This is a genomic window from Sphingobium sp. FW306-1B-F04DB (genome assembly GCF_058781925.1).
Window position 1 is genome coordinate 1 of record NZ_JBYSXE010000059.1, and the last position, 25,803, is coordinate 25,803.

Consider the following 25,803-nt stretch of genomic DNA (forward strand, 5'->3'; position numbering starts at 1 on the left):
CGCCCCATCTGCGCCCCCCATCATCGCAATGGAGATTAGCACATCAGCACGTTTTTACACAGTCTGGACCCATTGCGAACATCAACGCGTCTACGTTCTGCGCACTCGACCGAGGTGATCCAAGGCCTCTGGTCGCTTCACGCGTCCGATCATGGATTGCCGTCAGCTCCAGCGTCAGATTCTAATTGCAAATCAGCCATCTCGTACAGCGGGCGGATTTCGATCTCGCTCGGTCCCGGCATAGGATTGGGGCAGCGCTTCACCCAGGCGACCGCCTCGTCCATGTCCTTGACTTCCCAGAGCCAGAAGCCGGCGACCAGCTCGCGGGTTTCGGCGAAAGGGCCGTCGATGACCGTGCGGCCGGGACCATCGAACGCGATGCGCTTGCCCTGCGAGGAGGGCTTGAGGCCATCGGCATCGCGCAGGATGCCGGCATCGCGCAGCTCGTCGTTAAATCTGCCCATCGCCTCCATCATCTCCATCGTCTCGGGCGTGGGAACAAAGCCCTTTTCGCTGTCCTCGGTCGCCTTCACCAACACCATCACACGCATCGTCTGTCTCCTTGCTTGAGCCGGCTCATCGGCCTGGCATCGGAACGACGAACGGGGTTTTCGGAAATCGACATCGCCCTGCAAATTTTTTTCGAGGGTTGAGGCGCAGGGCGCGATAACCGAGATTGGTCGAAAGCCGACCACATCTCTACCCGGCAGCCAGGTAGCTGTCGGGCCGCGCCAGCGTCAGCAGATTGAGTCCCGCCACCTTTGCACGTTCCAGCGCAAGGCTCGTTGGCGCCGAAATCGTCGCCAATGCCGGACACCCTGCCAGCACCGCCTTCTCGACCAGTTCATAGGAGCAACGCGCGGTCAGCAGTGCGAAGCCCCCATCCCAGCCGAGTCCTGCGCGCAGCATCGCGCCGATGAGCTTGTCGAAGGCGTTGTGACGCCCGACATCCTCGCGCACCAGCCGGATCGTGCCGTCCGCGCCGCAGAGCGCCGCGCCATGCACCGCGCCCGTCACGTGGTTGAGCGGTTGATACTCTCCCAGCGTCGCTAGCGAAGCAAACACAGCCTCGCGCTCGGGCGCCTTGCCCGCCACCTTGGGCAGCGGGCGGAGCGCCTGCTCCAGATTCTCGATCCCGCACAGCCCACAGCTCGATTCCGACACGCGGTGCCGCACGCGATCCACCACCAGCCCCGCGCGCGCCTCTGCGAGCTGGATGCGCAGGATCGTGCCGTTGCCGGTGTCATGGGCGTCCACGTCAACAATATCCGCCGCGCTATCGATCAGCCGCTCGGACAGCGCAAAGCCATAGGCGAAATCGGCCAGGTCGGCTGGCGTCGCCATCATCACCGCATAGCCCAGACCATTGAACTCGACTGCGACAGGATGCTCGACCGCGACGTTGCGATCGGCCGCGCGCACGGCGCCATCCGCGCCGATGGCCGTGAAATGCGTTGCGATGCTGGCGGTGGTTGTCATGCCGAAGGTGTCGCGCAAAGCGCGCGCGCCGACAAGCACTTGCCAAGGCGCGGGTAGCGGGTCCACATCGCAACGACAATCCGGGGGAGCCGCATGACCACCACCAACAGCGCCGCGCCGTCCCGTCTTCTGACGCTCGATGCGATCCGTGGGCTTGCGGTGATGGGCATATTGTTGATGAACGTCATCGCCTTCACCATGCCCGAACAGGCCTATATCAACCCTCTTGCCTGGGGCGGGACGCGCGCGATCGACCTCGGCGTCTGGGCGGCCAATTTCGTGCTGGTCGACGGCAAGATGCGTGGGCTCTTCTCGCTGCTCTTCGGCGCCAGCATGCTGCTCGTGATTGAACGCGCCGAGGTGAAGGGCGAGGATGGCGGCAAGGTGCATGCGCGGCGCATGGTGTGGCTGCTGCTCTTCGGCCTCGCGCACTATTACCTGATCTGGTTCGGCGACATCCTCGTGCTCTACGCGGTCGTTGGCTGCGTCGCCTATCTGTTCAGCCACCGCGAACCGATGAACCTCATCAAATGGGGCATCATCTTCATCGCAATCAGCTTCTTCCTCTGGGCATTCCTCTGGCTGATGATGTTGATGATGCAGGTCGCGGCGAGCCAGCCCGACGCCTCGTCCGAGGCGATCAGGAGCTTCACGGAGATGCAACAGGGCCTTGGCGCCCCCGGCAGCCCCGCGATCGCCGGGGAGACCGCGGTCTATCGCGGCGGCTATGCCGAAATCCTCGCCTATCGCACGGGCGACCGCGTCACGGGGCCGCTGCTGATGATCCTGATGTCGGGCATCGAGACGCTGGGGCTGATGCTGCTCGGCATGGCGCTCCAGAGGAACGGCTTCCTGACGGGGCAATGGGCGTCCCGTGACTATCTGAAGACCGCTCGCCGCCATTATCTGATCGGCCTGCCGCCGATGATCCTGCTCGGCCTGTGGTGCTTCGCCAGCGGCTTCGATCCGCTGACCGTCTTCGGCGCGGTGTTCGTCTGGGCAGCGCCGTTTCGCATCGTGCTCGTGATAGCGCATGCCGCGCTCGCCATCTGGCTGCTCCAGCGCTTTGCAGGCAGCCCGATCGTCGCGCGCATCGCCGCCGCGGGCCGCGCGGCCTTCACCAACTATCTCGGCACCAGCCTCATCATGACGACGCTCTTCTACGGCTACGGTCTCGGCCTGTTCGGCCACGTCTCGCGCGCGGGCGTCTATCCGTTCGTGCTTGCGGTCTGGGCACTGATGCTGCTCTGGTCGAAGCCTTGGCTGGACCGTTTCGCCTATGGCCCCTTCGAATGGCTCTGGCGTTCGCTGGCACGCGGTGCGCTTCAGCCGATGCGAAAAGCGACGAATCCCCACTAAAGTCTATTGCGATCCATTATCACTAGCCTTATCTGCGAATCATTATCGGAGGATTCGCCTTGGTCGTCTGCATCTGTAATGCCATCCGGGAAAAGGATCTGCGCGAGACGGTGCGCAGTGGTGGGGGCACCAATACATGCACGGCCTATGCCACGCTCGGCCGCCGGACGCGCTGCGGACAATGCATCCCGTTTGCGCAAAGCATTATCAAATCCGAGCTTGCGACCGCCTGACAATAGCGACTGCACTCGCTGAATAAACCGCAGAAATCCGCCATTTTTTTGCTTCACTGACCGCCGTTTGAGGCGTATATTCGCGCTTTCCCGACAGAGGAGCGTACAGTGAAGGGCGATACCAAGGTCATCGAATATTTGAACGAGGCGCTCAAGAATGAGCTGACCGCGGTGAACCAGTATTGGCTCCACTACCGCATGCTCGACAATTGGGGCGTCACCAGGCTCGCCGAGTTCGAACGCCATGAATCGATCGACGAGATGAAGCACGCGGACAAGCTGTCGGAGCGCATCTTCTTTCTTGAAGGCCTCCCCAATTTCCAGCTGCTCGGACGCCTCAAGATCGGCGAGACCGTCGAGGAGATCCTCAAGGCCGACCTTGCGCTGGAGAATGAGGCGATCCCGCTGCTGCGCGACGGCATCGCGCATTGCGAGAGCGTGCGCGACTATGTCAGCCGCGATCTGCTCGCCGAGATCCTCGAAAATGAGGAAGAGCATGTCGACACGCTCGAGAAGCAGTTCGACATGATCGAACGCATGGGACTGCAGAACTATATCCAGCTGCAGTCGTCGCCGACTGAAGAGGATTAATCGGCGGACAGTATTGGCGACGCGAGCACACGGTCCAGCGCCTCGTGCATCGCGTCGCGAAACGCGGGTTGCTGATAGATGTCGTTGTGGCCCGCACGCGGGATCGTGCGCATGAGCACAAGCCGTGGAACGGCGCGCGCGAGCGCTGCGGTACGTTCAGCGGGGATCAGCCTGTCACGTTCGCCCGCGATAAGCGCAACTGGAACGTGCACGCCGGCAAGATCGCGCGCAGGATCAAGCCTGTGGCGAAACAGCAGCCGGACTGGCAGCCACGGATACTGCCGGGCGGCCACCTCGGTCAGTGAATCGAAAGGCGTGACAAGGATCAGGCCGTCGAGCGGGCGGTGCGCCGCAAGCGAGGCAGCGACGCCGCCGCCGATGCTGAATCCTGCCGGCACGATGCGCGCACCGCTGAAACGATCGCGCACGAAATCGAAGATCAGCGGCGCGTCGGCCTTCAGCGCCGCTGCGCTCGGGCTCCCCTCGCTCGGCGCGTAGCCGCGATAATGGAAGACGATGATATCGGCTTGGGGAAAGAGATTGTGGAGATAATCCGCAGCGTCATTCGCGTTCCATCCATTGCCGCCGAACCCGAGCAGCACATGCCGCGCGGGTCCGCCTTGCGCGGGCGCAATGTGCACGCCCTGCAGCATTTCGCCAGAACTGGCGCGCAACTTGAGCATCTCCGCCGACGCCGGCAGCGGAACAGCCGCAGCCATGGCGCCCCTCGGGAACAGCAGCCAGGTTTGCGCGAAGAAAACCAGCACGAGCGCCGCTGCGTACAGCGTCACCAGAATCAGCGCGATTTTCAGCCACATCGCGTTGTTCTAGCATGCGTGGCCACGTGATCTATGCGGGGGCTTCAGATCCGGCCGAAACCCTGATTGGTGATCGCCGGCCGAACTGGCGCTGGAGAATGAGGAGATCCCGCTGCTCCGCGACGGCATCGCACATAATACAGTGCTGATTGCGCTTTCCTTTTTCTCCAGACGATGAAATGTGATCAGCGTCGAAATCGGGGAATGAATGCACGTATCCTTGAGGGGCGGCACCGCATCGCGGTGCCTAATGATCATCTGTCTGCTTGCCGTGACGAATTGCGGAGGGGGTGGGGGTTCGGGAGGATCCGGTTCGACGCCTTCGCCAAATCCGCTCCCGACTCCAACGCCTACTCCCACACCGACAGGAACTCGATTCACGGCGTCGGGGATAGGTTCGCTGGCGGCAATCGTTTACATCGACAACAACGGCAACGGCAGCTTCAACGATGCCGTCGACGGGAGGGTGCAAACCAGCTTGTCCGGCGAGTTCGGGCGCGGCGTGCCGGGAAGCCTGAATCCCGCAGCGGGCCAGCCACCGGCGGCACCCAATGTGCGCATGATGGTCAGCGGCTTCGACGTCGCGACAGGAGTCGGCGTCGGTGTGACCGCTCCCTTGGGTGCGACTGTGTTCTCACCATTGACGACATTGATCGATTACGCCGGCAGCCAGGAAATCGTTCGCCAGGGCCTGGGGCTGAACAGTGGTCCCGCGCCGCTGCGCGCAACGACGGACCTTCTGCATTTCGACGCGGCGCAACAACTGGGAAATGCCGATCCGGCCATAGCCCAGGACGCGGCCCGGATCGCGTCGGCAAATTTCAAGGTGGTGGCGCTTGCCACTCTTCTGACCCCCTTTCAAGGGGATCCGATCGATTGGTCGGGCGCCTCGCCCGAAGCGATCCGCTACATCGCCGAAGTGATCAAGGAAACGGGAAGCGGGAATCTCGAAGACAAGACCGTCATCTTGGCGATCCTGAAAAAGAGCCCGCACATTCATCCGCCGGCTGAAAACATGGACACCATTGCTGGTTTGATCACTCAATATATGGCGTTCACGCCTCCACTGATCAGCAATCACGAGACCGCCTTTCGCTACAGCATCGCATTTCGCTTCTACATCATGGCCGAGGTCAGGCGCTTGTTCAGCTCGGTCTCGGCGACCGATCTGCAGAGGGCACGAAATATCAACCACGCAACGATACTGGATGCGTTCGAGAAATTGACGAATACGTCAAGGCCGATCGTAGAACCGCGCTACTTCGCGGTGCCGGACTATCGTGAAATGTACACGTCAAACATAATGACGCTGTCAAAGTGCTCTGAATTTCCCGAGGTGGGCGACATAGTGAGGCCGGGCGAGATATACCGGTGGTTGCCTTCTTGTAACGACGTATCCTTCGCCGGCTTTTTTGGCTCGGCGCGCGATACCTACAGGACGATTTCGGTGTCCACGGACACGTCGAATTCGCTCAAGATTTCGGTGAGGCTGAACGACAAGGGCCGGGTCGAGATTGATCCCGTCGATGGCTTCGTCGGCTATGCCTTCTTTGACTATGTGGGGCGAAACGGCAGCGAGGAATCTTCGTCGCGCGTGCATGTCCGCATCTTGCCGGATCCCTAAGCGACCGTCGCGGAAGGATATTTCCCTAGAACCGGACGTGACCGGGTCGCTTGAGCATCTGCGCCAGGCAGTCGACCGCCCACCGGCCGTCCTCAGATCCGGCCGAAACCCTGATTGGTGATCGCCGGCTTCTTGCCGAAGGCGGGCCGGCGTTCGACGAGCGGGTTGCACTCGCGTTCGAGCAGCGCGAGCGTCGCCTCGAAGGTCGGGCGGAGCTGTACGACCTGCTGGAGTACCTCGTCGGGCGCCTCATGCGTCTCGACGCAGCGGCGCGCCACCGCCTCGATCTGCTCGGCGAGCACCGACAGCGGCTCGGCGCCGAACTGGCGCGACTCGCCTTTGAGCGTATGCGCGGGCAGGATCAGCGCCGTCGCGTTCTTCGCGCGCATCGCTTCCTCGATCGCGGCGACCGACTTGGTGCCGTCCTCGCGGAAATAGCCGAGAATCCGGATGAAATCCGCACCTAGTTCCTGCCGCGCGGCAAGAAAGGCCGGCCAATCGACGAGAGTCTGATCCACCTGGGTCACGAAACCCGATCCTCCAGCACCTGAAACACTTGTTCCCAAGGCCAAAAATAGCGCGGGGCAGTAAACAGACCGTTGACGCGTCAGGTTAGGATTTCGAAACCCGGACCGATCGCGGTGTCGACGGGAGTGACCGACCAGCCGCGTTCCTCGGCCAGTGCGGCAATTTCGCCGGGCGCGATCGGATCATCAGCCACGATGCGGAGGGTGGCCCCCGCGCCCGTCTCGCGTGCCGCGCGCGCCAGCCGCAGCACGGGCCAGGGGCAGCGCATCCCGCGCGCGTCGACCAGCGGCGGCGTCATTTCCCGTAGGGGTTCTTGGGCGCCCTCAGCGTCAGCCGCACGGGCACCGCGCCGAAGCCCAGCTCGCGGCGGATGCCGTTTACCAGATAGCGGCGATAGCTTTCGGGCAGTTGGTCGACACGCGTGCCGAACAGCACGAAGCCCGGCGGTCGGGTCTTGGCCTGCGTCACATAACGCAGCTTGATCCGCTTGCCGCCCGGGGCGGGCGGCGGATTGGCCTCGATCGCGCGCTCGAACCAGCGGTTGAGCTGGCCCGTCGAGACACGCTTGGACCATGCCTCGCGCGTTTCGAAGGCGACGTCGATCATCTGGTCGATGCCCTTGCCCGTCGCCGCGGACACCGCGATCAGCGGCACGCCCTTCACCTGCGCCAGTCCCTCGTCCAGCGCCTTGCGTATGCCCTGGAACAGGCTCGAGGGGTCTTCGGCCACGTCCCATTTGTTGATCGCGATGACGAGCGCGCGGCCTTCCTCAAGCACGCGATCGGCGATCTTGAGATCCTGCGCCTCGAGCCCCAGCGTCGCGTCGAGCAGCAGTACCACGACCTCCGCGAAATCCACCGCGCGCAGCGCGTCGGCGACCGACAGCTTTTCGAGCTTGTCCTGGACCTTCGCCTTCTTGCGCATCCCTGCGGTGTCGATCAGCCGAAGCGGGCGCGTACCTTCGCCGTGCGGCCATTCGAGGTCGACCGCGATCGAATCGCGTGTGATCCCGGCCTCGGGCCCGGTGATCATCCGGTCCTCGCCAAGGATGCGGTTGACCAGGGTCGACTTGCCCGCATTGGGACGCCCGACGATCGCGAGCTTCAGGGGACCGTTCTCGGCATCCTCCTCCTCGTCCTCTTCGTCTTCGTCGCGATCGATATGCGGCAGCAGCGCCTCGAACAGATCGGCAACGCCCTCGCCATGCTCGGCGGAAAGCTGGACGGGATCGCCAAAGCCCAGCTCGAGCGATTCGAGCACGCCCGTCTCGCCCGCACGTCCCTCGGCCTTGTTGGCGACAAGGATGACCGGTGTCGTGCTCCCGCGCAGCCAGCGCGCGATTTCGGCATCGAGCGGGACGATCCCTGCGCGCGCGTCGATCAGGAACAGCGCGACATCGGCCTCGGCAACCGCAGCCTCGGTCTGCACGCGCATGCGGCCGGGAAGGCTCTGCGGATCCTCGTCCTCGAAGCCCGCGGTGTCGAACAGGCGAAAATCGAGGCCGAGCAGATTCGCCTCGCCCTCGCGCCGGTCGCGGGTCACGCCGGGCAGGTCGTCGACCAGCGCAAGTTTCTTGCCGACCAGCCGATTGAACAGCGTCGACTTGCCCACATTCGGCCGCCCGACGATGGCGACCACGGGCAATCTCCTGGCCATCTGGCCTTCTCCATAAGCAATCGAGGACGACCCGCCCAAAATGAGGCGGATCGTCCTCCCGATTCAACCAAATTGTCGCGAGGCCCGCGCCGCGATGGCGCCGGCCCGCATCAGCGCCAGGCGGTCAGCCGGCCGCTGTCATCGAGAATGTAGAGCGTGTTGTTGGCCACCACCGGGGGCAGGTCCACCGACGCCTTGAGCTCGCGCTGGCTCCGGATCGCGCCGTCGGCGGTCGCAACCTCGGCAAGTACGCCCTCGCTGCTCACCAGCACCAGCCGGTCGCCCGCGAGCACGGGCCCCTGCCAGCTGATCGGGCCCGCCTTCTTCTTGGGGTTCCGGTAACGCGGAAGTTCGGCCATCCAGCGCACCTTGCCGCTGACGCGCGACAGGCACAGCACCTTGGCCTCGTCGGTCACGACGAACACCCATTCGCCCGCAACCCAGGGGGTGGCGATTCCCGCGATGTTGATTTCCCAGAGGCGCTGCCCGGTCACCAGCTCGAGCGAGACCATGCGGCCACCCTGCCCGACCGCGAAGACGCGGCCCTGGTCGATCACCGGATCGGCGTCGATATCGGAGAGGATGCCCACCGCGGTCGCGATGCTGGTACGCGCAAGCGCGTCCTGCCACACTTCCTGGCCGTTCTCGTAGCGATAGGCGCTGAGTTCGCCCGAGGAATATCCCGCGACGACGGTGCCCTGCGCGATCGAGGGACTGGCGACGCCGAACACGCCCGCGGTCTCGAGTGTGCCCGAGCGCGCCCATTCCTGATTGCCGTCGCTCTGCCTCAGCGCGAAGATCTGGTTGTCCTGGCTCATCACATAGACATTGCCGTTGCCGACGCCCGGCGCACCGCGCAGCGGGCCGCCGGGGCGCTTCTTCCACACCTGCGCGCCCGTATCGGCCTTGAACGCCGCGACATCGCCGATGCCGTTGGTCGCATAGAGCATGCCATTGTCATAGCTGACGCCACCGCCGAACAGCGCCCCGACATTGCCCGTCAGCTCGCCCGTCCACCAGCTGCGTCCGCCCGCGACGTCCTTGGGGTCGCCAACCTGGACGGTCCAGACCTCGGCACCGCTCTGCGCGTCATAGGCACGCAGCTTGGCGCGGCTGTCGACCGCATAGACGCGGCCATTGGCGACGATCGGCGGCGAGGCGAGCCGCTCATATTTGCTGGTCCCCGCCATGTTCGCGGTCCAGGCTGGCGCCAGTGTCTCGCCGAGCGCCAGATTGCCCATCGACTTGGAGGCATTGCCCCCAGGCTGCGTCCATTCGGAATTGACCGCGGCCGATGGCAGCACCACCGCGACATCGGCGAGCGCAGGGTCGATCTCGACGCTCCGCTCGGCGGTCAGCACGGGAACGCGCTTGCCCACGGTGGGCGTCTTTGGCTTGGTGTCTTGACCACCCCCGAGAATGCTGCAGCCGCCCAGCAGAACCGCAGCAGCCGCAACCAGAACTCCATTCCTCACCAAGGTCATTCCTTCTTTTCCCCACGCGGTTCTGCAACCGCATCCACCCCCAATACGCCCGCCATCTGGACCGCGCGTGAACGGATCGATTCGGGCACGCCTTCATCCTTTGCAATTGCGGCGAAAAGCGGGCCCGCCAGATCGGGCTTGTTCATGTTGAGATAGGCGATAGCGACCATCTCGCCCGCCGACCCGAACCAGGGGCCACCTTCGACCGCGAGCGGCTTCAACCGCGTCACCACATCCTGAGGCTTCAGGCTGTCATATTCGGCGGCGGTCTGGCGGACGAGCGCCAGGTCGCGAAAAGGTTTGGCGATGCTGGTATCCTCGGCAACCGCCTTGTAGCCCGCAGCGGCGCCCTTGGTATCGCCCGCCTGCAGCTTCAGGCTTGCCTCGGTCAGTTTGGCGGTGGCGCGATAGCCGTCGATATCGCTTTCGGCGAGCGGCTTCAGCTTGGCAGCCGTGCCCGCCTGCCGCCCCGCCTCGAGATCGTCGAGAACCTGGATCAACTGCTCGCCCTCTGCCTCGGCCTGCTTGGTTTGCTGGTGGCTCCACCACAGCCAGCCGCCAAAGGCGGCGAGCGCGACGACCACCGCGACGATCGCGGCCTTGCCCCAGCGCCGGGCAGCGCTCGCGATCTGATCGCGGCGCAGTTCTTCGTCGACTTCGCGCAGGAAGGCTTCATTGCTCGGGGGCGTCGATGCCAAGGTCTATTCTCCGGATATGCAAATTGGCGCGGACATTAGCCGCGCGCGCCAAGAAACGAAAGCGCCTCAATCTTTGGGTTGATATGTCTGCTCCACGCCGGGAAATGCGCGGGTGCGCACCTCCTCGGCATAGCGTGTCGCAGCGTCCTCGATCCGCGTCGCCAGATCGTCATAGCGCTTCACGAAGCGCGCGGTGCGTTCGAACATGCCGAGCATGTCGTCGATCACCAGCACCTGGCCGTCGCATTGCGCCGACGCGCCGATTCCGATCACGGGGCAAGACACCTCGGCCGTCACCGCCCGGGCCAGTGGCTCGACCACGCCCTCGACGACCATTGAGAAAGCGCCCGCGTCCGCGATCGCGCGCGCGTCCGCGATGATCTTGGCGTGCTCGGCATTGGTGCGCCCGCGCGCGCCATAGCCGCCCAGCGCGTTCACCGCCTGCGGGGTCAACCCGATATGGCCGACCACCGGAATGCCGCGCGACGACAGGAAGTTGACGGTGGGCGCCATCGCCTCGCCGCCCTCGAGCTTGACCGCTGCCGCGCCCGTGTCGGCAAGCACCCGCGAGGCTGCGCGGAACGCGTCCTCGGGGCTCGCCTCATAGCTGCCAAAGGGCATGTCGACGACGACCACCGAATGATAGCTGCCGCGCACGACCGCCGCGCCATGCGCGATCATCATGTCGAGTGTCACGGGCAGCGTCGAGGGCAGGCCGTAGATCACCTGCCCGAGGCTGTCGCCTACCAGCAGCATGTCGCAATGCCTGTCGAGCAGCTGCGCCATACGCGCCGTATAGGCGGTGAGCATGACGATCGGATCGGCACCTTTACGCGCCTGGATCTGCGGCACCGTCATGCGCTTCATCGGCGCAGGCGTCGGATGCGCGCGGCTGGTCGAGGTGTCGAGCGTGTAGGTCGTGGACATGGCCGCCTCTTTAGCCGCTCAATCCCGCATCCGCCAGACCGCGGGTACATCGGTCGATGTTGCGCGCAGCGCCGCCTCGCCGCGACGGGGCGGGGCCGCCCGGCGGCGGGTGACGATATCCGCCCTTGCCCGTCGTACAAGCTTTGCTACATCGCAAGGCTAGCGTGCAGTAGGGCTGCGCCGGGTCGAACGAAGGCGAGTCATTGACAGGGCGGAATGGGGCAAGGGCGGGGCTGAACATCGCGCGCATGATCCTTGATGTGCCGACGCATCAGCGGCGGAGCATGGGACGATTGCTGGGTGTGATCGGCTTTGCAGGCATCCTCCTGCTCAACCTGACCCCCGCCCGCTATGCCGATTTCTTCCTCTACCTCGCCTTCTATATCCTGCTCTCGGCGGGTGCTGCGCTTTGCATCGGTTTTACCAGCCACCGTTTCCGGTTGAAGCGCGGTCCCGTCGAGGCGGAGCCCTTCGACTACGCGCCCTGGCTCGGCGTCGCCGCGCTGGTCACGGGGACGACGATCACCTCGTTCCTGATGTTTAAGCAGTTCGTCATGCCCCCGCGCGGCTTTCCGCTCGATCCCGCGCTCGCCGAGTTCGATCGCTGGCTGTTCCTCGGCCATGATCCGTGGATGGTCACGCACGGCCTCCTCGGCGGCTGGCCCGCCGCCAAGCTGCTCGACATCTGCTACACACAGTGCTGGTTCATCCTGATGTACTGCTTCCCCGCGATCGCGATCGCGCTCGCCAGAAGCTACGAGATTCGCCTGCGGCTCGTCAGCTGCTGGCTGGCGTCGTGGATCCTCATCGGCAGCGTCGCCGCCTGGATCCTCGGGTCCGCGGGTCCCTGCTATTACAATGCGCTGGTCGGTCCGGACGCCAATTTCGCGCTCCTCAATCAGCGGCTGGCAGAGCTGGGCCGAAGCGCCGAAGCCGCGGGCGTCACGATCCACACGCTCGGCTATCAGCCGCAACTGCTCTCCACCTTCCTCAACCCGCGGCTCGAGGCGGTGGGCGGCATCTCGGCGATGCCCTCGATGCACGTCGCGATGGCCGCGCTGTTCGCGATTGGCGGCTTCCAGATACGCCGCTGGCTAGGCTGGGTGATGACGGCATTTGCGGTCGCGATCTGGATCGGCTCGATCCATTTCGGCTGGCACTATGCGAGCGACGGCGTGATTGGCGCGGCGATGATGGTCGCGCTGTGGAAATCGACCGCACTGCTCACCCGCCGCCGCCCCGGTTGATCGCCCCGCATTGAAACATGCGCCCGATGGCAACGTCACTGCGCCCTTTGCGGCACATTGTCGGCGATGTCGTAATAGTCGCCCTTGTCAGCAACGAAAATGTGGACCGCCAGATGCGTCTCGGTGGGCGTATCGAACGCGCCCATCGCAACCGCGATGCTGTTTTTGAAGATCGGTTTCCAGAACAACGCCGATCCGCAGACTGAGCAGAAGCCGCGCTTCACCTTCTCCGACGACTGATACCAGGTCAACTTGTCCGCGCCGCTCAGCTTCAGTCGTGATTCGGGCAGGTCGGTGGATGCCCAGTAGTGGCCCGACACCTTGCGGCACATGCTGCAATGGCAGGCGTCGGGGCCATGCAATGCGTCATCGATCTCGAAACGCACCGCGCCGCAAAGGCATGATCCCCTGTGCATCATCGCATTCCCTTCGTTGTTCCGCACTATCGCAATGCCGCCAGCGCCTCTCCGGGATTGTCGCTGAAAACACCATCGACGCCCAGTCCGGTGAACAGCCGGATCTCGCCGGCCAGATCGCCCGGCGCGCGCGGATTGACGCCCCTGCGCATATCGGCGGGCAGGAAATAATTCTCGATACGAAAGGTCCAGACATGGACCTTGAGCCCGGCCGCGTGCGCGTCGGTCACGAAGCTGGTCGGGGTGCCGCGTGTGCCGAGCTTGCTTACCGGCACGATCAGCGACTTGGCGGGGCCGACGCCATCGGCATAGCCTGCCACCTGTTTCAGTCCCTCGGGCGTCGTCATCGCCGCGAAATGGGACTCGGGTCCGATGAGCTGGATCAACCGCAGCCTGGTCATGCCGCGCAGTTCGCGCAGATTCGCGGCCTCGAAGGACTGGATGAACACGGGATCCGCGGCTTCGCTATAGCCGTTGCGCCCGAGCATCGCGACCAGCGGCCCCTCCATCGCCAGCCCGATCGACTGGAAATAGCCGGGATGCTTGGTTTCGGGATACAGCCCGATCGGCCGCCCGGTTTCCCTTTCCTTCGCACGCACAAGGTCGATGATTTCCTGAAAGGTTGGGATCACGAACTGCCCGTCATAGGCGGTGTTCTGCGGCCGCAGCGCCGGCAGGCGCTCGCACGCGCGCAGCGTCCTCAGCTCTTCAAGCGTGAAATCCTCGGTGAACCAGCCGCTCACCTTCTGTCCGTCGATCGTCTTCGTCGCCTTGCGGTCGGCGAATTCGTGATGATGGGCGACATCGGTGGTCCCCGAAATCTCGTTCTCGTGCCGCGCCACCAGCACGCCGTCCTTCGTCATCACCAGATCCGGCTCGACGAAATCTGCGCCCAGTTCGATCGCACGCGCATAGGATTCGAGCGTATGTTCGGGGCGCTCGCCGCTCGCCCCGCGATGCGCGATCACGATCGGCCTCGCCTCCACAGCGACGGCGCTCAGCATGAGCGCAACCGGAACCAGCCAACCGAGCATAGATACCCCCGCATCAACACATGCCTTTCACTGGGACCGCGCTGTTACGGCAATGTGGCATTGCGCGTCGGTCGCGCCTAGCCCCGTGGTGCTTCGAAATAAGCCGGCCGGGCCGAATTGCCGAATATCACCGGGCGTTCGCGCGCACACATCGAGCGATATGCGGCGCGGTTTCTGCTAGATTCCGGTCATGTCGATGCTGCCGATCCTCTTCTCCCTGGTATTTGTCGCCGGCTTTGCCACGCAACGCGGATCGGTCTGCGCGGTCGGCGCGGTTCAGGAAGTGATCGAGGATCGCCGCGCGAGCAGGTTGCTGGGCTTCCTGTTCTGCGCCGCCTGTGCGTTCGCGGTGATGGCGATCATGCAATGGTCCGGCACTCCGGTGCTGGCGCTCCACCGCGACCTGCCCATAAGACCCACCACCGTGATTGGCGGCATGGTCTTCGCGCTCGGCGCACACATCAATGGCAAATGCGCGTTCGGGACGGTGGGAGCGCTCGGAGGGGGCAACCTCGCCTATGGCGCGACGCTGGCCGGCTTCCTCGCGGGCGCGTTCACGCTCTTCGCCTCAGGAACGGTCCGCGCCTCGGCGCTGAACGGTGTGGTCCTGTCGCCGCTGCTGCAATTCGACGCGGCGATCCTCGTCGCCGTTTCGCTCGGACTCGCGCTGGTCCTTGCCCTGGCCATGCGCCGGCAAGGCGGCTTCCGCGCGACGACGTCCGGCTGGTCTCAGGTGCGCGCGATGGCGGTGATCGGCATCGTCAATGCCACGTTGCTCACACTGGCACATGATTGGCCCTATACGCGGCTGCTTGTCGATATCGCCGCGATGGAAGGGAATCACATCCCCCACCGGATCGTCTTGACCTTCGCCTTCGTGCTCGGCGCGGTCGGCGGCGCGGTGGCCGGACGCAGCTTCAAGGTGCAGCACGGCACGCGCTCCCAATGGCTGCGTGCCTCACTCGGAGGTTTCGTGATGGGCATGGGCGCGGTGCTGATCCCGGGTGGAAACGACATGATGCTGATGGTCGGCCTGCCGCTGCTGCTGCCCAATCTCGCCGTCGCCTATATCGTGACGATGGCGACGCTCTGGGCGCTCGAGACCATCGCGGCGCGATGGCGGGCCGCCCCTATCCGATGGCCGCTTCGTAAAGATCGGGCTTGAAGCCGACCAGCCGCGCATCGCCCGTATCGAGCACGGGGCGCTTGATCATCGAGGGTTGTGCCAGCATCAGCGCGATCGCCTTTTCGGCGTCGAGCCCCTCGCGGTCGGCCTCGGGCAGCTTGCGGAAGGTCGTCCCCGAGCGGTTGAGTAACATCTCCCACCCAAACTCCCCGACCCAGCGGCGGAGCTGCGTTTCGTCAGCACCCGAGGCCTTGTAATCGTGAAAATCATAGGCGATCCCGCGATCCTCGAGCCAAGTCCGCGCCTTCTTGATCGTGTCGCAATTCTTGATGCCATACATGGTGATAGCCATTCGCCGCGGCTCCTTTCCACCTCGCCCTAGGCGCTCGCGCATCACGGGATCAAGAGCGCGCGGCGCCATCATATACTTAGGTATTTACCTAAGTATATGATGGCTGTAGCCATGCCACAATGTTTCCGCAGCTTTCTGTTCCGGCACCCGCACCGCCGCCCCCGCCCTCGGTCATCGACGGCATCTTTCGCGCGCTTGCGGATCCGACGCGGCGCGATGTCGTCCAGCGGCTGAGCGCAAGGCAGGCGTCGGTGAGCGAGCTTGCGGCGCCCTACAAGATGGCACTGCCCTCCTTTGTCGAGCATCTGAAGGTGCTCGAAAGCTGCGGCCTCGTCGCCTCGCGCAAGGTCGGGCGCGTCCGCACCTATCGCCTCGAAGCGGACTACCTGAAACTTGCCGAGGACTGGCTGGGCCGGCAGCGCACGCTCTGGGAACGCCGGCTCGACCGGCTCGACGTCCATCTGCTGAAGATGAGGGAAGAGGAGAACCCCTGAATGACGTTCCCCCTTGGAAAGCCCGACCCCAGGCTCGACCTCGTGCTGGAACGCGAGCTCGACGTGCCCGTAGAGCTCGTCTGGAAGGCATGGACGACGCCGGAGCATATCCGCCAGTGGTTCGTGCCCAAGCCCTGGACGATCACGTCCTGCGAGATCGACCTGCGCCCCGGCGGCATCTTCGCGACCACCATGCGCTCGCCCGAAGGCCAGGAATTCCCCAATATGGGGTGCTTTCTGGAGGTCGTGCCGCACCAGCGGATGATCTGGACCGACACGCTGCTCCCCGGATACCGTCCCGCGCCCAAGCCCTTCTTCACCGCGGCGCTGTTGCTCGAGCCCAACGGAACGGGGACGCGCTACACCGCGATCGCGATCCACGGCAACGAAGAGACGCGCAAGAGCCACGAGGAGATGGGCTTTCACGATGGCTGGGGCACGGTGGTGACCCAGATGGTCGACTATATCAAGGCGGGCAGGGTCACCGCCTGATCAGTCCTCGTCGAGCCGCGTGAACTCGGCGACAATGCGGGTGCCGCCGGGCAGCAGCTTGCCTCCGGCATGCTCGTCGCACGCGGCCTCGGCTTCCTCAACGCTCGGATAGGTGCCAAGCTCGCGCCAGCCGTACCAGCGCCTGTGCTGCGCGATATACCAGTCGGTGTAGCTGCGCCCGCTGAGCAGCGCGGCGAAAATCGACTTGCGCTGATGGATGACGCGATAGCGGACCTTCATCGCATCCTTCTATCGGCGTGATGAGACTGCGGGAAGAGGCTGTCCCGCAACGCATTTGCCGCCGCAATATAGATCGCACGCGATTTAATCGGAAAAGCCTTGACACGACTCGGACACACATATATTTAACTCGCATCCGATTTGATCGGTTGCGAGTTATCAGGCGAAGATGTACGTCGCCGTCCCCGACCAGAACCTTCAAGGAACGTGTCATGAGCAATGCAAGCAAAGCCTCCGGCATCGATTTCAAGCTCGAGATCATCGTCATTCCCGTTGCAGACGTCGATCGCGCCAAGGCATTTTATGAGCGCCTCGGATGGCGTCTCGATGCCGACTTCGCCGGTCCCGACGATTTCCGCGTGATCCAGTTCACCCCTCCGGGCTCGGGCGCCTCAGTCATCTTCGGCAAGAATGTCACCGCAGCTGCGCCCGGCTCCGCGCAGGGTCTCTATCTGATCGTCTCCGATATCGAGGCCGCCCGCGAGGAACTGCGGGCACGTGGCATCGCGATCAGCGAGTCTTTCCACGCCGAGGGCGATGCCCATGAGGGAACCGACGAGCCATATCTTTTCGGACGGCGCCGTGTCGCCGGTGTCGATCCGGAACGCGGCACCTACCGCTCCTATGCGTCGTTCAGCGATCCCGATGGCAATGGCTGGCTGCTCCAGGAAGTCACCACGCGCCTGCCCGGCCGCATCGATGCCAACGGCGCGAGCTTCGCTTCGCCCGCAGACCTCGCCGGCGCGCTTCGCCGCGCCGGTGCCGCCCATGGCGAGCATGAAAAGCGCAATGGCGGCAAGCACGATGAGAACTGGGCGGACTGGTATGCCGAATATCTTGTCCGCGAGCAGACCGGCGAGCCGTTGCCCGAATAAACATCATCGCATGGGCACCGGGCCTTCAGGAAGCCCGGTGCCCATGAACAAATGCCGCACCATCAGGGAGCTTCACCATGCGGATGCGATTGAAAGGGTCTGCATTTTTTCCAGCCGCGGCGCTCGCGCTGGTCCTCGCTTGGCCGGCCGCGGCCGCAATGGCCAAGGACCCGGCAAGTCCGGTTGCTGCTGGCGCGCCCGCGCAGCCGCGGGACGCGCTGGCGGGCAAGCTGACCCGTCGCGTGATCCAGCGCGCGCCCTCCTCGATCGCGGGTCGCGAGATCGTTCAGGTCGAAACCGAAATTCCGCCCGGCGTCGAGTCGGGATGGCACATTCATCCGGGCGAGGAGGTCGGCTTCATCATCGCCGGCACCGTCGAGATGCAGGTGCAGGGGCGCCCGACCGTCATCCTCCGCGCGGGTGACGGCTTCGTCATCCCCCCGCGGACACCGCACAACGCGCGCGACATCGGCCCTGAAACTGGACGGATGCTGTCGACCTATATCGTCGAACCGGGCCAGCCGCTCGCGACCCTGGTCGAGCCGCATACACACAAATAGGCGTGGCGGCCGTTGAGTAACGAAAAGGGGGCGTCCCCGGACGCCCCTTTTTCGTTACTCCCACTCGATCGTGCCCGGCGGCTTCGAGGTATAGTCGTAGACGACGCGGTTGATGCCCTTGACCTCGTTGACGATCCGCGTCGCGACGCGCGTCAGGAAGCTCGCATCGAAGGAAAAGACATCGGCGGTCATGCCGTCGGTCGAGGTCACCGCGCGCAGGCCGCAGACGCTGTCATAGGTCCGCCCGTCGCCCATCACGCCCACGGTCTTGACGGGCAGCAGCACCGCAAAGGCCTGCCAGATCGCATCATAGAGCCCGGCATTGCGGATCTCCTCCAGATAGATCGCGTCGGCCTTGCGCAATATGTCGCACTTTTCCTTGGTCACTTCGCCCGGGATGCGGATCGCGAGCCCCGGCCCGGGGAAGGGATGGCGGCCGACGAACACTTCGGGCAGGCCAAGTTCGCGGCCCAGCGCGCGGACCTCGTCCTTGAACAGCTCGCGCAGCGGCTCGACCAGCTTCATGTTCATTCGCTCGGGCAGGCCGCCGACATTGTGGTGGCTCTTGATCGTCACCGAAGGCCCGCCGGTGAAGCTGACGCTCTCGATCACGTCGGGATAGAGCGTGCCCTGTGCGAGGAACTGGGCGCCGCCGATCTTGCGCGCCTCTTCCTCGAACACGTCGATGAAGGTCTTGCCGATGAATTTGCGCTTCTTCTCGGGATCGGTCTCGCCCGCAAGGCCTGAAAGGAACAGCGTCTCGGCGTTCACATGGACGAGCGGGATATTGTAGTGCCCGCGAAACAGGCTCACCACCTGATCGGCCTCGCCCGATCGCATCAGCCCGTGATCGACGAAGACGCAGGTCAGTTGCTCGCCGATCGCCTCATGGATCAGCACCGCCGCGACCGCGCTGTCGACACCGCCCGAAAGCCCGCAGATCACCTTGCCTTTGCCCACCTGCGCGCGAATCTCGGCGATCTTGGTCTCGCGGAATTCGGCCATGGTCCAGTCGCCCTTGAGCCCGCAGACATGGCGCGCGAAATTGGCGATCAGCTTCGCGCCATCGGGGGTATGGACAACCTCGGGGTGGAACTGGACGCCGTAGAAGCGGCGCTCCTCGTCCGCGGTCGCTGCGAAGGGCGCCCCGTCGGATTGCGCAATCGTACGGAAACCCGGCGCCAGCGCGGTGACGCGGTCGCCGTGGCTCATCCAGACCTGATGCGTCTCGCCTTCGAGCCAGAGGCCGTCGAACAGCGCCGAGCGTTCGGCGATGCCGATAAAGGCGCGGCCGAACTCGGCATGGTCGTGCGATTCGACCTTGCCGCCCAATTGCTCCATCATCGTCTGCTGGCCGTAGCAGATGCCGAGAACGGGTATGCCCGCCTCGAAGAAATGCTGGGGCGCGCGGGGGCTCTCGATATCAGTGACCGAGGCCGGACCGCCCGACAGGATGATGCCCGAGGGTTTCATCCGCTCGAAAGCCTCGCCGGCGGAATTGAACGGCGCGATCTCGCTATAGACCCCCGCCTCGCGCACGCGCCGGGCGATCAATTGGGTCACCTGGCTGCCGAAATCGACGATGAGGATGGAATCCTGCGGCTGTACGGTCATCGAGTCGCCCGAATGTCTGGAATGGGAAGGTGCGCGCCGGTTAGAGCCAGCGCGCGCGCCTGTCCAGTTTTGCCGTTCGATCGCGGCCGACGTGCTGGCCGCGTTACCCCGCGTCCGATTCGTCCTCGATACGCACACTCTCCACCTTGCCGTTGCGCACGACACAGCTGAACAGCGTTTCGTCGCGGAACAGGCCGATCAGTCCTCGCCCCGTCTCGACCACGCCTTCGACCTCCCAGCCGCCGCCCGTCTTTCGCACATCGCCGATCGCGCTGACGCGCCCGCGGCGGCCATCGATCGTCGCCTCGCGTTCGGCGGCAACCGCGCACAGATCGACCGCGGCATCCTCGTCGCTCGAGGGGGCGGCTTGCGCGTCCCTGTCCGAAGGCGTTTGATCCCCGGCATCTTCTTCGTCCGTCCAGTCCTCATCGTCGACGCGATCGGCCTGTGCACCCTCGGCGTCGCGCTGAAGCCGCTGTGGCGGGTCAAAAGCGAACGCCGGCGTCGCGGAGACAAGCAGCAGCGTCCCCAATATCGCCGATCCGCCCAGTGCCTTGAAGCCCGACATACGCAACCCTTTCGCTGATGTGATGCGCCAGCCCTATGAGTTACGCGCTTTCTTGGCCATGAACCGACGGGTGCACGGGCACGATCCCGTCCGAAGATCGCGTCACCTCGTCGCGATGGCGCGATCAGCGCACCGCGACGCTGCTGTCGAGTTCGATCTGTTCGATCTGGCCGTAGCGCACCGAACAGGTGAAGCCGCGACGGTCGTCATAGCCCGTGCGATAGCCCTGACGGCTCTCCACCACGCCATGCACTTCCCACCCGTCATCGACCGGATCGACCGAACTGATCTCCCGGACATGGCCGTTGCGGCCATCCCCGGACACGCGACGTTCAGCTGCGGCCGCACAGGCATCGACGGCCGCGTCCTCGCTCGCGATCCTGCCCGCGCTGCTCGAACCCTCTGCGGGATAGTCATGACGCGTGGCCGGTTCGCGCTTCCTGGACGCCGCCGAGGCAATCGCGGCAATTCCGCCGAGAATGAGGATGCCCGTAAGCACATCGCCCGCGTCGATATCGTTACGATCGTGATGACGATGATGCCAGCCGCCGTAGCCGCGCCGCGCCGCGGCCGGCGTTATCGAAGTTGCGATGAGAGCGGCAATGACGGCCGAACCCGCGATGCTGTGTCCCCAGCGCATGCAAGCGATCCTTTCGCTCGCGAGCCTCGCCATGAAAGCCCGTTTGGACCTCATAGGCCAAAAGTGCTTTCCACGCGATGAACCGTTCGTCGCGGGCACGCCAAAGGAAGGAACGGCAGCGCCATTCCTTCCATCCATTCAACGGCGTTGTTCCCAGCCACCTGGCGCCAGGATCGGCCTCGCGATCCCTGCGTTTGCTGCCGGCGATACCGCGCCGGCAGCCAGGTCAGCGGCCTGGTCGAAGCCTCAAGTCAGGGGCTTGCCGGCTCGTCGTCGTCATCCGTGATCAGGATGATGCCCACAATAACCGCAACCGCCGCGAGACCGATCAAAATCCAGCTGCCACCCGCGATCTGATTGTTCACCGCGCTGTCCGCGCCCGTGCGCTTTACATTTTTCGCGACCGACAATTTGGATGCGGCCGTCTCGGGAGCGGCGGCGATGACGGGTGAGGTAGCCATGGTGAGCGCAGCCAACGCGGCTGCGGCAGTTCCCAACTTTCTCATCGTTGTTCCCCTTTGCTGAGGGCGCATTACGCGCATGGAGAAAACCTGCGAAATCGCGACCGGTTCCTCCCTGCGCCTATTTAATCGCGCTTTCAACGTTATTGCGCCGAGCCGATCGACAAGCCCGTCCATTTCGCGATGAATGCATAGGTGCCAGCCGCCTCCTCGATGATCTTGTCGGTCGGCTTGCCCGAGCCATGGCCCGCGCGCGTCTCGATGCGGATCATGTGCGGCTTCGCGCCGATAGCCGCGGCCTGCAGCGCCGCGGTATATTTGAAGCTGTGGCCGGGCACGACGCGATCGTCGGTGTCCGCGGTGGTGACGAGGATCGCGGGATAATCCGCACCCGACTTGACGTTGTGATAGGGCGAATAGGTCCGCAACACCTTGAAATCGCCTTCCTTCGACGGATAGCCATAATCGTCGACCCAATAGCGTCCCGCAGTCCAGCGGTCGAAGCGCAGCATGTCCATCACGCCCACGCCCGGCAGCGCCGCAGCGAACAGGTCGGGCCGCTGGTTGACCACCGCGCCGACGAGCAGGCCGCCATTGGACCGCCCCTCGATCGCGAGCTCGCCCTTGCCCGTGATGCCCTGCGCGACCAGATACTCACCCGCGGCGATGAAGTCGTCGAACACATTCTGCTTGTTGGCGAGGCGGCCAGCATCGTGCCACGCCTTGCCGTACTCGCCGCCGCCACGCAGGTTCGCGATCGCGAGCACGCCGCCCTGTTCGATCCAGGCGAGCTTGGTCGCCGAGAAGCTGGGCGTCACCGAGATGTTGAACCCGCCATAGCCGTAGAGCAGCGTCGGCGCACCGCCCGCGGGCGCGGCGCCCTTCTTGCGGACGATGAAGATCGGAATCCTGGTGCCGTCCTTCGAGGTGTAGAACTGCTGCACCGTCTCAAAGGCATTGGGATCGAACGCGACCTTGGGCTGCGCGAAGATGCTCGCCTCGCCCGTGCTGGTGTTGAAGCGATAGACCGTCGGCGGCGTCGCGAAGCTCGAAAAGGTGTAGAAGGTTTCGGGATCGCCCGCCTTGCCGCCAAAGCCGGTGGCGGTGCCGATCCCGGGCAGGTTGACCACGCCCCCGGGCTTGCCCTCCAATGTCACCATCTCGGCCTCGGACTTGGCGTCGCCGAGATAGGCGAGCACGATCTTCTCGCCCACCATCGAGGCGCCGACCAGCGTGTCGGTGCGCTCGGCAACGATCTCGACGGGGGCGGCCTTCAGCTTGGCGACATCAAGCGTGACCAGCCGCTGGCGCGGCGCGCCCTTGTTGGTGATGAAATAGAAGCGCGTGCCGACATTGCCGACCAGCTCCCAGTTGTTCTCAAGCCCCTTGACCAGCGTCACGGGCTTCGCCCCCGGCTTGCCGAGATCGAGCACATGCAGCTCATAGCGCTCGTCGGTGCCCGAGGACGAGGTGATCAGCAGGTATTTGCCGTCATCGGTGACCTGTGCGCCGTGGCCGAGCTGCGGCCGGTCGGGCGTCGCGTAGACCAGCATATCGGCGTCCTGCGACGTCCCGATCCTGTGGAAATAGACCTTCTGATTGGTGTTGGTCGACTGGAACGCTTGCCCTGCCTGCGGTGCCGCGAAGCGCGAATAATAGAAGCCGCTGCCGTCAAGCGCCCAGGACATGCCCGAGAACTTGACCCACTTGACCTCGTCGGCAAGCACATTGCCCGTCGCGACGTCGAGCACGCGGACGGTGCGCCAGTCGCTGCCGCCGTCCTGCACGCTGTAGACGAGCTTGCTGCCATCGTCCGAGGGGCTCCATTCAGCGAGCGCCGTGGCGCCGTCCCTGGCCCATATATTGGGATCGATCAGCACGCGCCGCGCCGCCGTGGGACCGTCCTGCACATAGAGCACCGACTGGTTCTGCAGACCATCGTTGCGCGTGTAGAAATACCGCGTCCCCGCCTTGCGCGGTACGCCGAAGCGCTCGAAGTTCATCAACTGCGTCATGCGTGCCTTGAGCACGCCGCGCCCGGGCAGCGTGTCGAGATAGGCGTTGGTCACGTTGTTCTGCGCGTCCACCCAGGTCTTGACCCTGGCGTCCTCGCGCACGTCGTTTTCGAGCCAGCGATAGGGATCGGCCACCTTGATCCCGAAATGATCCTCGGTGGGGCCATTGGCCTCGCTCACGGGATACGCGAAGGCGGGCGCGGCCGCCCTGCCCGAGATCGGCGCGGCGTCGTCGGCGGGGGTCTGTGCGTTGAGGCTCATGGGCAGCGCGATAAGGGGAAGGCTCAAAAGAACAAGCGGGTAGCGCATGGGGTATCGTCTCCAAGCGAAATGAAGCTGCGGTGAAACGTAGCGCGCGGACGACGGATCGCAAACACGACTCGACGAACGACATGCGTCGCGCACGCGAAGAAAAAAGGCGCGGAAACGCGCGCCGGGCCGCCTCGGCAACGCCGCTGGCCTCGCTAAACTTCGCAAACTTCTCGCAAACGCGCATGTTATTCGCCCCGGGGGCCGGGACGGCCAGTGCCGTCCGCCATGAGCATGTCAGGGCGAGGGCGTGTAGGACAGGGTTTTCAGGCGCGAGACCGCTATAGCCGGCCCAGGCGATCTGACGCTCAGAGGACACCTAGATGGTACATCGTGAAAGTCAGGAGGGACTGGACCGAGCCTTCTCGGAAGGAGACGCGTATGTCGGGAACTGGCCGTTTTCTGCGCGTCTGGTCTTGAGCGAAAAATCCGGAGACGGTCGTTAAACGAGCGGCGGCAAGTTTTGGAACGGCGACTTGGTGGGAACGCCTGCGAGCCCGCGGAAACTCCCGTGGATTTCGGGGGGTTAGTCTCTGAGCGGCTTGGTTGAAGGAGAGCATATATGCGTGATCCTTGGCTTGTGGTCTTGGCCGTCCTTCCGATTGGTGCGATTGTATCCGCCGCGTTATCTCAGTCGGGCCCATCGCCGGCCACGAAGGGACAGGTGACACTGTATGAACTGCCAGCCTATCTTGGTCGCTCAGTAACCATCACCTCGGCGGCGCCCGATCTTGCGACGCAGAACTTCGCCAAGCGCGCGCAAAGCGTTAAGGTGCAGGGCGAGTGGCAGGTTTGCTCTAACGCGCAATATGCGGGAAACTGCACCACGCTGTCTTCCAATCAAACATATATCGCCCGATCGTCAATCGCATCACTGCGCCCCGCGTCGGATGCCGCAGCGTCGACGCCGGGTTCCGACGTCGCGACCGGACTGCCGCCAACCTTGCCAACATGGACGTAGGCGAAGCTGTAGAGGGTCAGGATGTCGCCTTCTTCGCCCGACCTACCCTGGACGGCACGCAGGTGGCAACGACCAGCAATCTGCAGAGTGGAGGAGACACCTATTGCCGGCTCGCGGGCTTCACGTCAGCAACCTATGTAGGGCGCGCCAGGACACAGACGACGAACGTCATAGATCTGGGCACCGGAAACCGTGTGCGCGCCTATGCGCTACGCGATCTTCTGTGCAAACGTTAGCGGCGACTTTCTGAGTAGGCCAATCTACGCCCTAGCAGGCTAGCACGGCCACCGTTGCGGTCCTTGTAGCGCTCGGCCAGAACGTCGAGCAGCTTCTAGCGCTGCGCGTCGTCAGATCGCGCCCGGGGCCTTCAGACCGGGGGCGGCAATCTGGCGAATGTCGGCGCCCGTGGCGTAGTGCTTGAGCTGCTCCACTGCGTGCGTGCATTCCTGTTCGGTGCGATATCCGCGCCCCGAAGCCAGTATCCGATCGGGTTCGGCGCGAAGGCGCCACCGCCAGTCGCCCCCCGACCGTAGCGTCGACGTCAGGCTGACCTCCGAAGCACGATAGATTTCGAAACAGGCCTGCGCGCCCGGGCTTGTCTTGCTCGGCACCCAACACGCCACCAGCCGCCACGGATGCTCGCTCGTCACTCCGCGCTCGCCGGTCGCTGCCGGGGATGTCTTTTTCCGGTTCAGCTCCGTGGCGCCACCGGCCGGGGCATACTCGGCCAGGATATCCTCACGGACGTCGTCGGGCGCCGGTGCGGCGGAATCCAGCTCCCCGCGCCACCGCGACGGCATGTCATGATTGACCGGCATATTCCTGCTCCCATTGGCAAGCGGGAGCGGTGTGTGTCTCTCAGTCGTCGCGGGCCTGCGAAAAGGTACGGAAGCGACGATGCCGCATAGTACACGCAAACGGGGCTGCTGGCGAACGCGCGGTTTCGCGGCGTGCGGGCGGCGCCATCGGCTCGCCCACCCGCCTTCCGCCCCCCCCCAACAA

At 64.4% G+C, this 25,803-nt stretch carries 30 protein-coding genes; 11 read left to right on the top strand and 19 right to left on the bottom strand.

What is annotated here, in order from left to right; translation table 11 throughout:
* Positions 1-149: 149 nt before the first annotated feature.
* Positions 150-551, bottom strand: coding sequence for a YciI family protein (locus tag AC3WJD_RS19100; RefSeq protein WP_492748364.1), 402 nt, complete (start codon positions 549-551; stop codon positions 150-152).
* Between the two features lie 148 nt (positions 552-699).
* Entirely contained in the window at positions 700-1,479 is a 780-nt protein-coding gene (gene fdhD, locus AC3WJD_RS19105) for a formate dehydrogenase accessory sulfurtransferase FdhD (RefSeq protein ID WP_492748365.1), read from the bottom strand.
* Positions 1,480-1,572: 93 nt separating this feature from the next.
* Here fdhD and AC3WJD_RS19110 point away from each other — a divergent pair, with 93 nt between their 5' ends.
* The 3 genes from AC3WJD_RS19110 to bfr all read left to right on the top strand — a co-directional run bounded on the left by AC3WJD_RS19110 (position 1,573) and on the right by bfr (position 3,662).
* Positions 1,573-2,838: a DUF418 domain-containing protein gene (locus AC3WJD_RS19110; protein WP_492748335.1), complete on the top strand. Its 1,266-nt coding sequence runs from the start codon at positions 1,573-1,575 to the stop codon at positions 2,836-2,838.
* A gap of 59 nt (positions 2,839-2,897) precedes the next feature.
* Positions 2,898-3,071, top strand: a complete 174-nt coding sequence (locus AC3WJD_RS19115) for a (2Fe-2S)-binding protein (protein WP_492748336.1) — start codon at positions 2,898-2,900, stop codon at positions 3,069-3,071.
* Positions 3,072-3,179: 108 nt separating this feature from the next.
* Positions 3,180-3,662, top strand: coding sequence for a bacterioferritin (bfr, locus tag AC3WJD_RS19120; protein WP_492748337.1), 483 nt, complete (start codon positions 3,180-3,182; stop codon positions 3,660-3,662).
* On the opposite strand, the gene AC3WJD_RS19125 is transcribed toward bfr, so the two are convergent.
* The gene (locus AC3WJD_RS19125) at positions 3,659-4,480 is read right to left on the bottom strand and encodes an alpha/beta hydrolase (RefSeq protein ID WP_492748338.1); all 822 of its coding nucleotides are present in this window, start codon (positions 4,478-4,480) and stop codon (positions 3,659-3,661) included. The genes bfr and AC3WJD_RS19125 overlap by 4 nt on opposite strands.
* 250 nt (positions 4,481-4,730) lie before the next feature.
* Here AC3WJD_RS19125 and AC3WJD_RS19130 point away from each other — a divergent pair, with 250 nt between their 5' ends.
* Complete coding sequence (locus AC3WJD_RS19130; RefSeq protein WP_492748339.1) at positions 4,731-6,104, top strand: hypothetical protein; 1,374 nt, start codon at positions 4,731-4,733, stop codon at positions 6,102-6,104.
* Positions 6,105-6,196: 92 nt separating this feature from the next.
* On the opposite strand, the gene AC3WJD_RS19135 is transcribed toward AC3WJD_RS19130, so the two are convergent.
* From AC3WJD_RS19135 to panB, 6 genes are all read right to left on the bottom strand, one after another.
* Positions 6,197-6,631, bottom strand: a complete 435-nt coding sequence (locus AC3WJD_RS19135; protein WP_492748340.1) for an Hpt domain-containing protein — start codon at positions 6,629-6,631, stop codon at positions 6,197-6,199.
* An 80-nt stretch (positions 6,632-6,711) separates the two neighbouring features.
* Positions 6,712-6,930: a sulfurtransferase TusA family protein gene (locus tag AC3WJD_RS19140; RefSeq protein WP_492748341.1), complete on the bottom strand. Its 219-nt coding sequence runs from the start codon at positions 6,928-6,930 to the stop codon at positions 6,712-6,714.
* A complete protein-coding gene (gene der, locus AC3WJD_RS19145) occupies positions 6,927-8,288 on the bottom strand; it encodes a ribosome biogenesis GTPase Der (protein WP_492748342.1) in 1,362 nt (453 codons plus the stop codon). The genes AC3WJD_RS19140 and der overlap by 4 nt, the downstream gene beginning before the upstream one ends.
* Before the next feature lie 110 nt (positions 8,289-8,398).
* Entirely contained in the window at positions 8,399-9,772 is a 1,374-nt protein-coding gene (locus tag AC3WJD_RS19150; protein ID WP_492748343.1) for an outer membrane protein assembly factor BamB family protein, read from the bottom strand.
* Positions 9,769-10,470, bottom strand: a complete 702-nt coding sequence (locus tag AC3WJD_RS19155; protein ID WP_492748344.1) for a tetratricopeptide repeat protein — start codon at positions 10,468-10,470, stop codon at positions 9,769-9,771. The genes AC3WJD_RS19150 and AC3WJD_RS19155 overlap by 4 nt, the downstream gene beginning before the upstream one ends.
* A gap of 66 nt (positions 10,471-10,536) precedes the next feature.
* Positions 10,537-11,397, bottom strand: coding sequence for a 3-methyl-2-oxobutanoate hydroxymethyltransferase (gene panB / locus AC3WJD_RS19160; RefSeq protein ID WP_492748345.1), 861 nt, complete (start codon positions 11,395-11,397; stop codon positions 10,537-10,539).
* A gap of 203 nt (positions 11,398-11,600) precedes the next feature.
* On the opposite strand from panB, the gene AC3WJD_RS19165 reads away from it, so the two are divergent.
* Positions 11,601-12,644: a phosphatase PAP2 family protein gene (locus AC3WJD_RS19165; protein WP_492748346.1), complete on the top strand. Its 1,044-nt coding sequence runs from the start codon at positions 11,601-11,603 to the stop codon at positions 12,642-12,644.
* Between the two features lie 35 nt (positions 12,645-12,679).
* Here AC3WJD_RS19165 and AC3WJD_RS19170 read toward each other — a convergent pair whose 3' ends face one another.
* Together AC3WJD_RS19170 and AC3WJD_RS19175 are read right to left on the bottom strand one after the other, a co-directional pair.
* Complete coding sequence (locus tag AC3WJD_RS19170) at positions 12,680-13,060, bottom strand: GFA family protein (protein ID WP_492748347.1); 381 nt, start codon at positions 13,058-13,060, stop codon at positions 12,680-12,682.
* Between the two features lie 26 nt (positions 13,061-13,086).
* Positions 13,087-14,094: a glycerophosphodiester phosphodiesterase gene (locus AC3WJD_RS19175; protein ID WP_492748348.1), complete on the bottom strand. Its 1,008-nt coding sequence runs from the start codon at positions 14,092-14,094 to the stop codon at positions 13,087-13,089.
* A 190-nt stretch (positions 14,095-14,284) separates the two neighbouring features.
* Here AC3WJD_RS19175 and AC3WJD_RS19180 point away from each other — a divergent pair, with 190 nt between their 5' ends.
* Positions 14,285-15,259: a YeeE/YedE thiosulfate transporter family protein gene (locus tag AC3WJD_RS19180; RefSeq protein ID WP_492748349.1), complete on the top strand. Its 975-nt coding sequence runs from the start codon at positions 14,285-14,287 to the stop codon at positions 15,257-15,259.
* On the opposite strand, the gene AC3WJD_RS19185 is transcribed toward AC3WJD_RS19180, so the two are convergent.
* On the bottom strand, positions 15,225-15,572 hold the full coding sequence (locus tag AC3WJD_RS19185) for an ArsC family reductase (protein WP_492748351.1): 348 nt from the start codon (positions 15,570-15,572) through the stop codon (positions 15,225-15,227). The two genes, AC3WJD_RS19180 and AC3WJD_RS19185, sit on opposite strands and share 35 nt — an antisense overlap.
* Positions 15,573-15,691: 119 nt before the next feature.
* On the opposite strand from AC3WJD_RS19185, the gene AC3WJD_RS19190 reads away from it, so the two are divergent.
* Together AC3WJD_RS19190 and AC3WJD_RS19195 are read left to right on the top strand one after the other, a co-directional pair.
* A complete protein-coding gene (locus AC3WJD_RS19190; RefSeq protein ID WP_492748352.1) occupies positions 15,692-16,066 on the top strand; it encodes an ArsR/SmtB family transcription factor in 375 nt (124 codons plus the stop codon).
* On the top strand, positions 16,067-16,558 hold the full coding sequence (locus AC3WJD_RS19195) for an SRPBCC family protein (protein WP_492748353.1): 492 nt from the start codon (positions 16,067-16,069) through the stop codon (positions 16,556-16,558).
* Here AC3WJD_RS19195 and AC3WJD_RS19200 read toward each other — a convergent pair whose 3' ends face one another.
* Positions 16,559-16,798: a hypothetical protein gene (locus tag AC3WJD_RS19200; protein ID WP_492748354.1), complete on the bottom strand. Its 240-nt coding sequence runs from the start codon at positions 16,796-16,798 to the stop codon at positions 16,559-16,561.
* Between the two features lie 212 nt (positions 16,799-17,010).
* On the opposite strand from AC3WJD_RS19200, the gene AC3WJD_RS19205 reads away from it, so the two are divergent.
* Both AC3WJD_RS19205 and AC3WJD_RS19210 read left to right on the top strand, forming a co-directional pair.
* Positions 17,011-17,673, top strand: coding sequence for a VOC family protein (locus tag AC3WJD_RS19205; protein ID WP_492748355.1), 663 nt, complete (start codon positions 17,011-17,013; stop codon positions 17,671-17,673).
* 77 nt (positions 17,674-17,750) lie between these two features.
* Positions 17,751-18,233, top strand: coding sequence for a cupin domain-containing protein (locus tag AC3WJD_RS19210; protein WP_492748356.1), 483 nt, complete (start codon positions 17,751-17,753; stop codon positions 18,231-18,233).
* A gap of 54 nt (positions 18,234-18,287) precedes the next feature.
* On the opposite strand, the gene guaA is transcribed toward AC3WJD_RS19210, so the two are convergent.
* The 5 genes from guaA to AC3WJD_RS19235 form a co-directional block, all read right to left on the bottom strand.
* The gene (gene guaA / locus AC3WJD_RS19215; RefSeq protein ID WP_492748357.1) at positions 18,288-19,847 is read right to left on the bottom strand and encodes a glutamine-hydrolyzing GMP synthase; all 1,560 of its coding nucleotides are present in this window, start codon (positions 19,845-19,847) and stop codon (positions 18,288-18,290) included.
* Between the two features lie 103 nt (positions 19,848-19,950).
* Positions 19,951-20,415 (bottom strand): hypothetical protein, encoded by a 465-nt coding sequence (locus AC3WJD_RS19220; RefSeq protein ID WP_492748358.1) that lies wholly within the window; start codon positions 20,413-20,415, stop codon positions 19,951-19,953.
* A 124-nt stretch (positions 20,416-20,539) separates the two neighbouring features.
* Positions 20,540-21,055 (bottom strand): hypothetical protein, encoded by a 516-nt coding sequence (locus AC3WJD_RS19225; protein WP_492748359.1) that lies wholly within the window; start codon positions 21,053-21,055, stop codon positions 20,540-20,542.
* 251 nt (positions 21,056-21,306) lie between these two features.
* Complete coding sequence (locus AC3WJD_RS19230) at positions 21,307-21,693, bottom strand: hypothetical protein (protein WP_492748360.1); 387 nt, start codon at positions 21,691-21,693, stop codon at positions 21,307-21,309.
* On the bottom strand, positions 21,660-23,792 hold the full coding sequence (locus AC3WJD_RS19235; RefSeq protein WP_492748361.1) for a prolyl oligopeptidase family serine peptidase: 2,133 nt from the start codon (positions 23,790-23,792) through the stop codon (positions 21,660-21,662). Before AC3WJD_RS19235 ends, AC3WJD_RS19230 begins: the two co-directional genes overlap by 34 nt.
* A 610-nt stretch (positions 23,793-24,402) precedes the next feature.
* Here AC3WJD_RS19235 and AC3WJD_RS19240 point away from each other — a divergent pair.
* Complete coding sequence (locus tag AC3WJD_RS19240) at positions 24,403-24,801, top strand: beta/gamma crystallin-related protein (protein ID WP_492748362.1); 399 nt, start codon at positions 24,403-24,405, stop codon at positions 24,799-24,801.
* 347 nt (positions 24,802-25,148) lie between these two features.
* On the opposite strand, the gene AC3WJD_RS19245 is transcribed toward AC3WJD_RS19240, so the two are convergent.
* Positions 25,149-25,619, bottom strand: coding sequence for a YegP family protein (locus tag AC3WJD_RS19245; protein WP_492748363.1), 471 nt, complete (start codon positions 25,617-25,619; stop codon positions 25,149-25,151).
* Positions 25,620-25,803 lie beyond the last annotated feature (184 nt).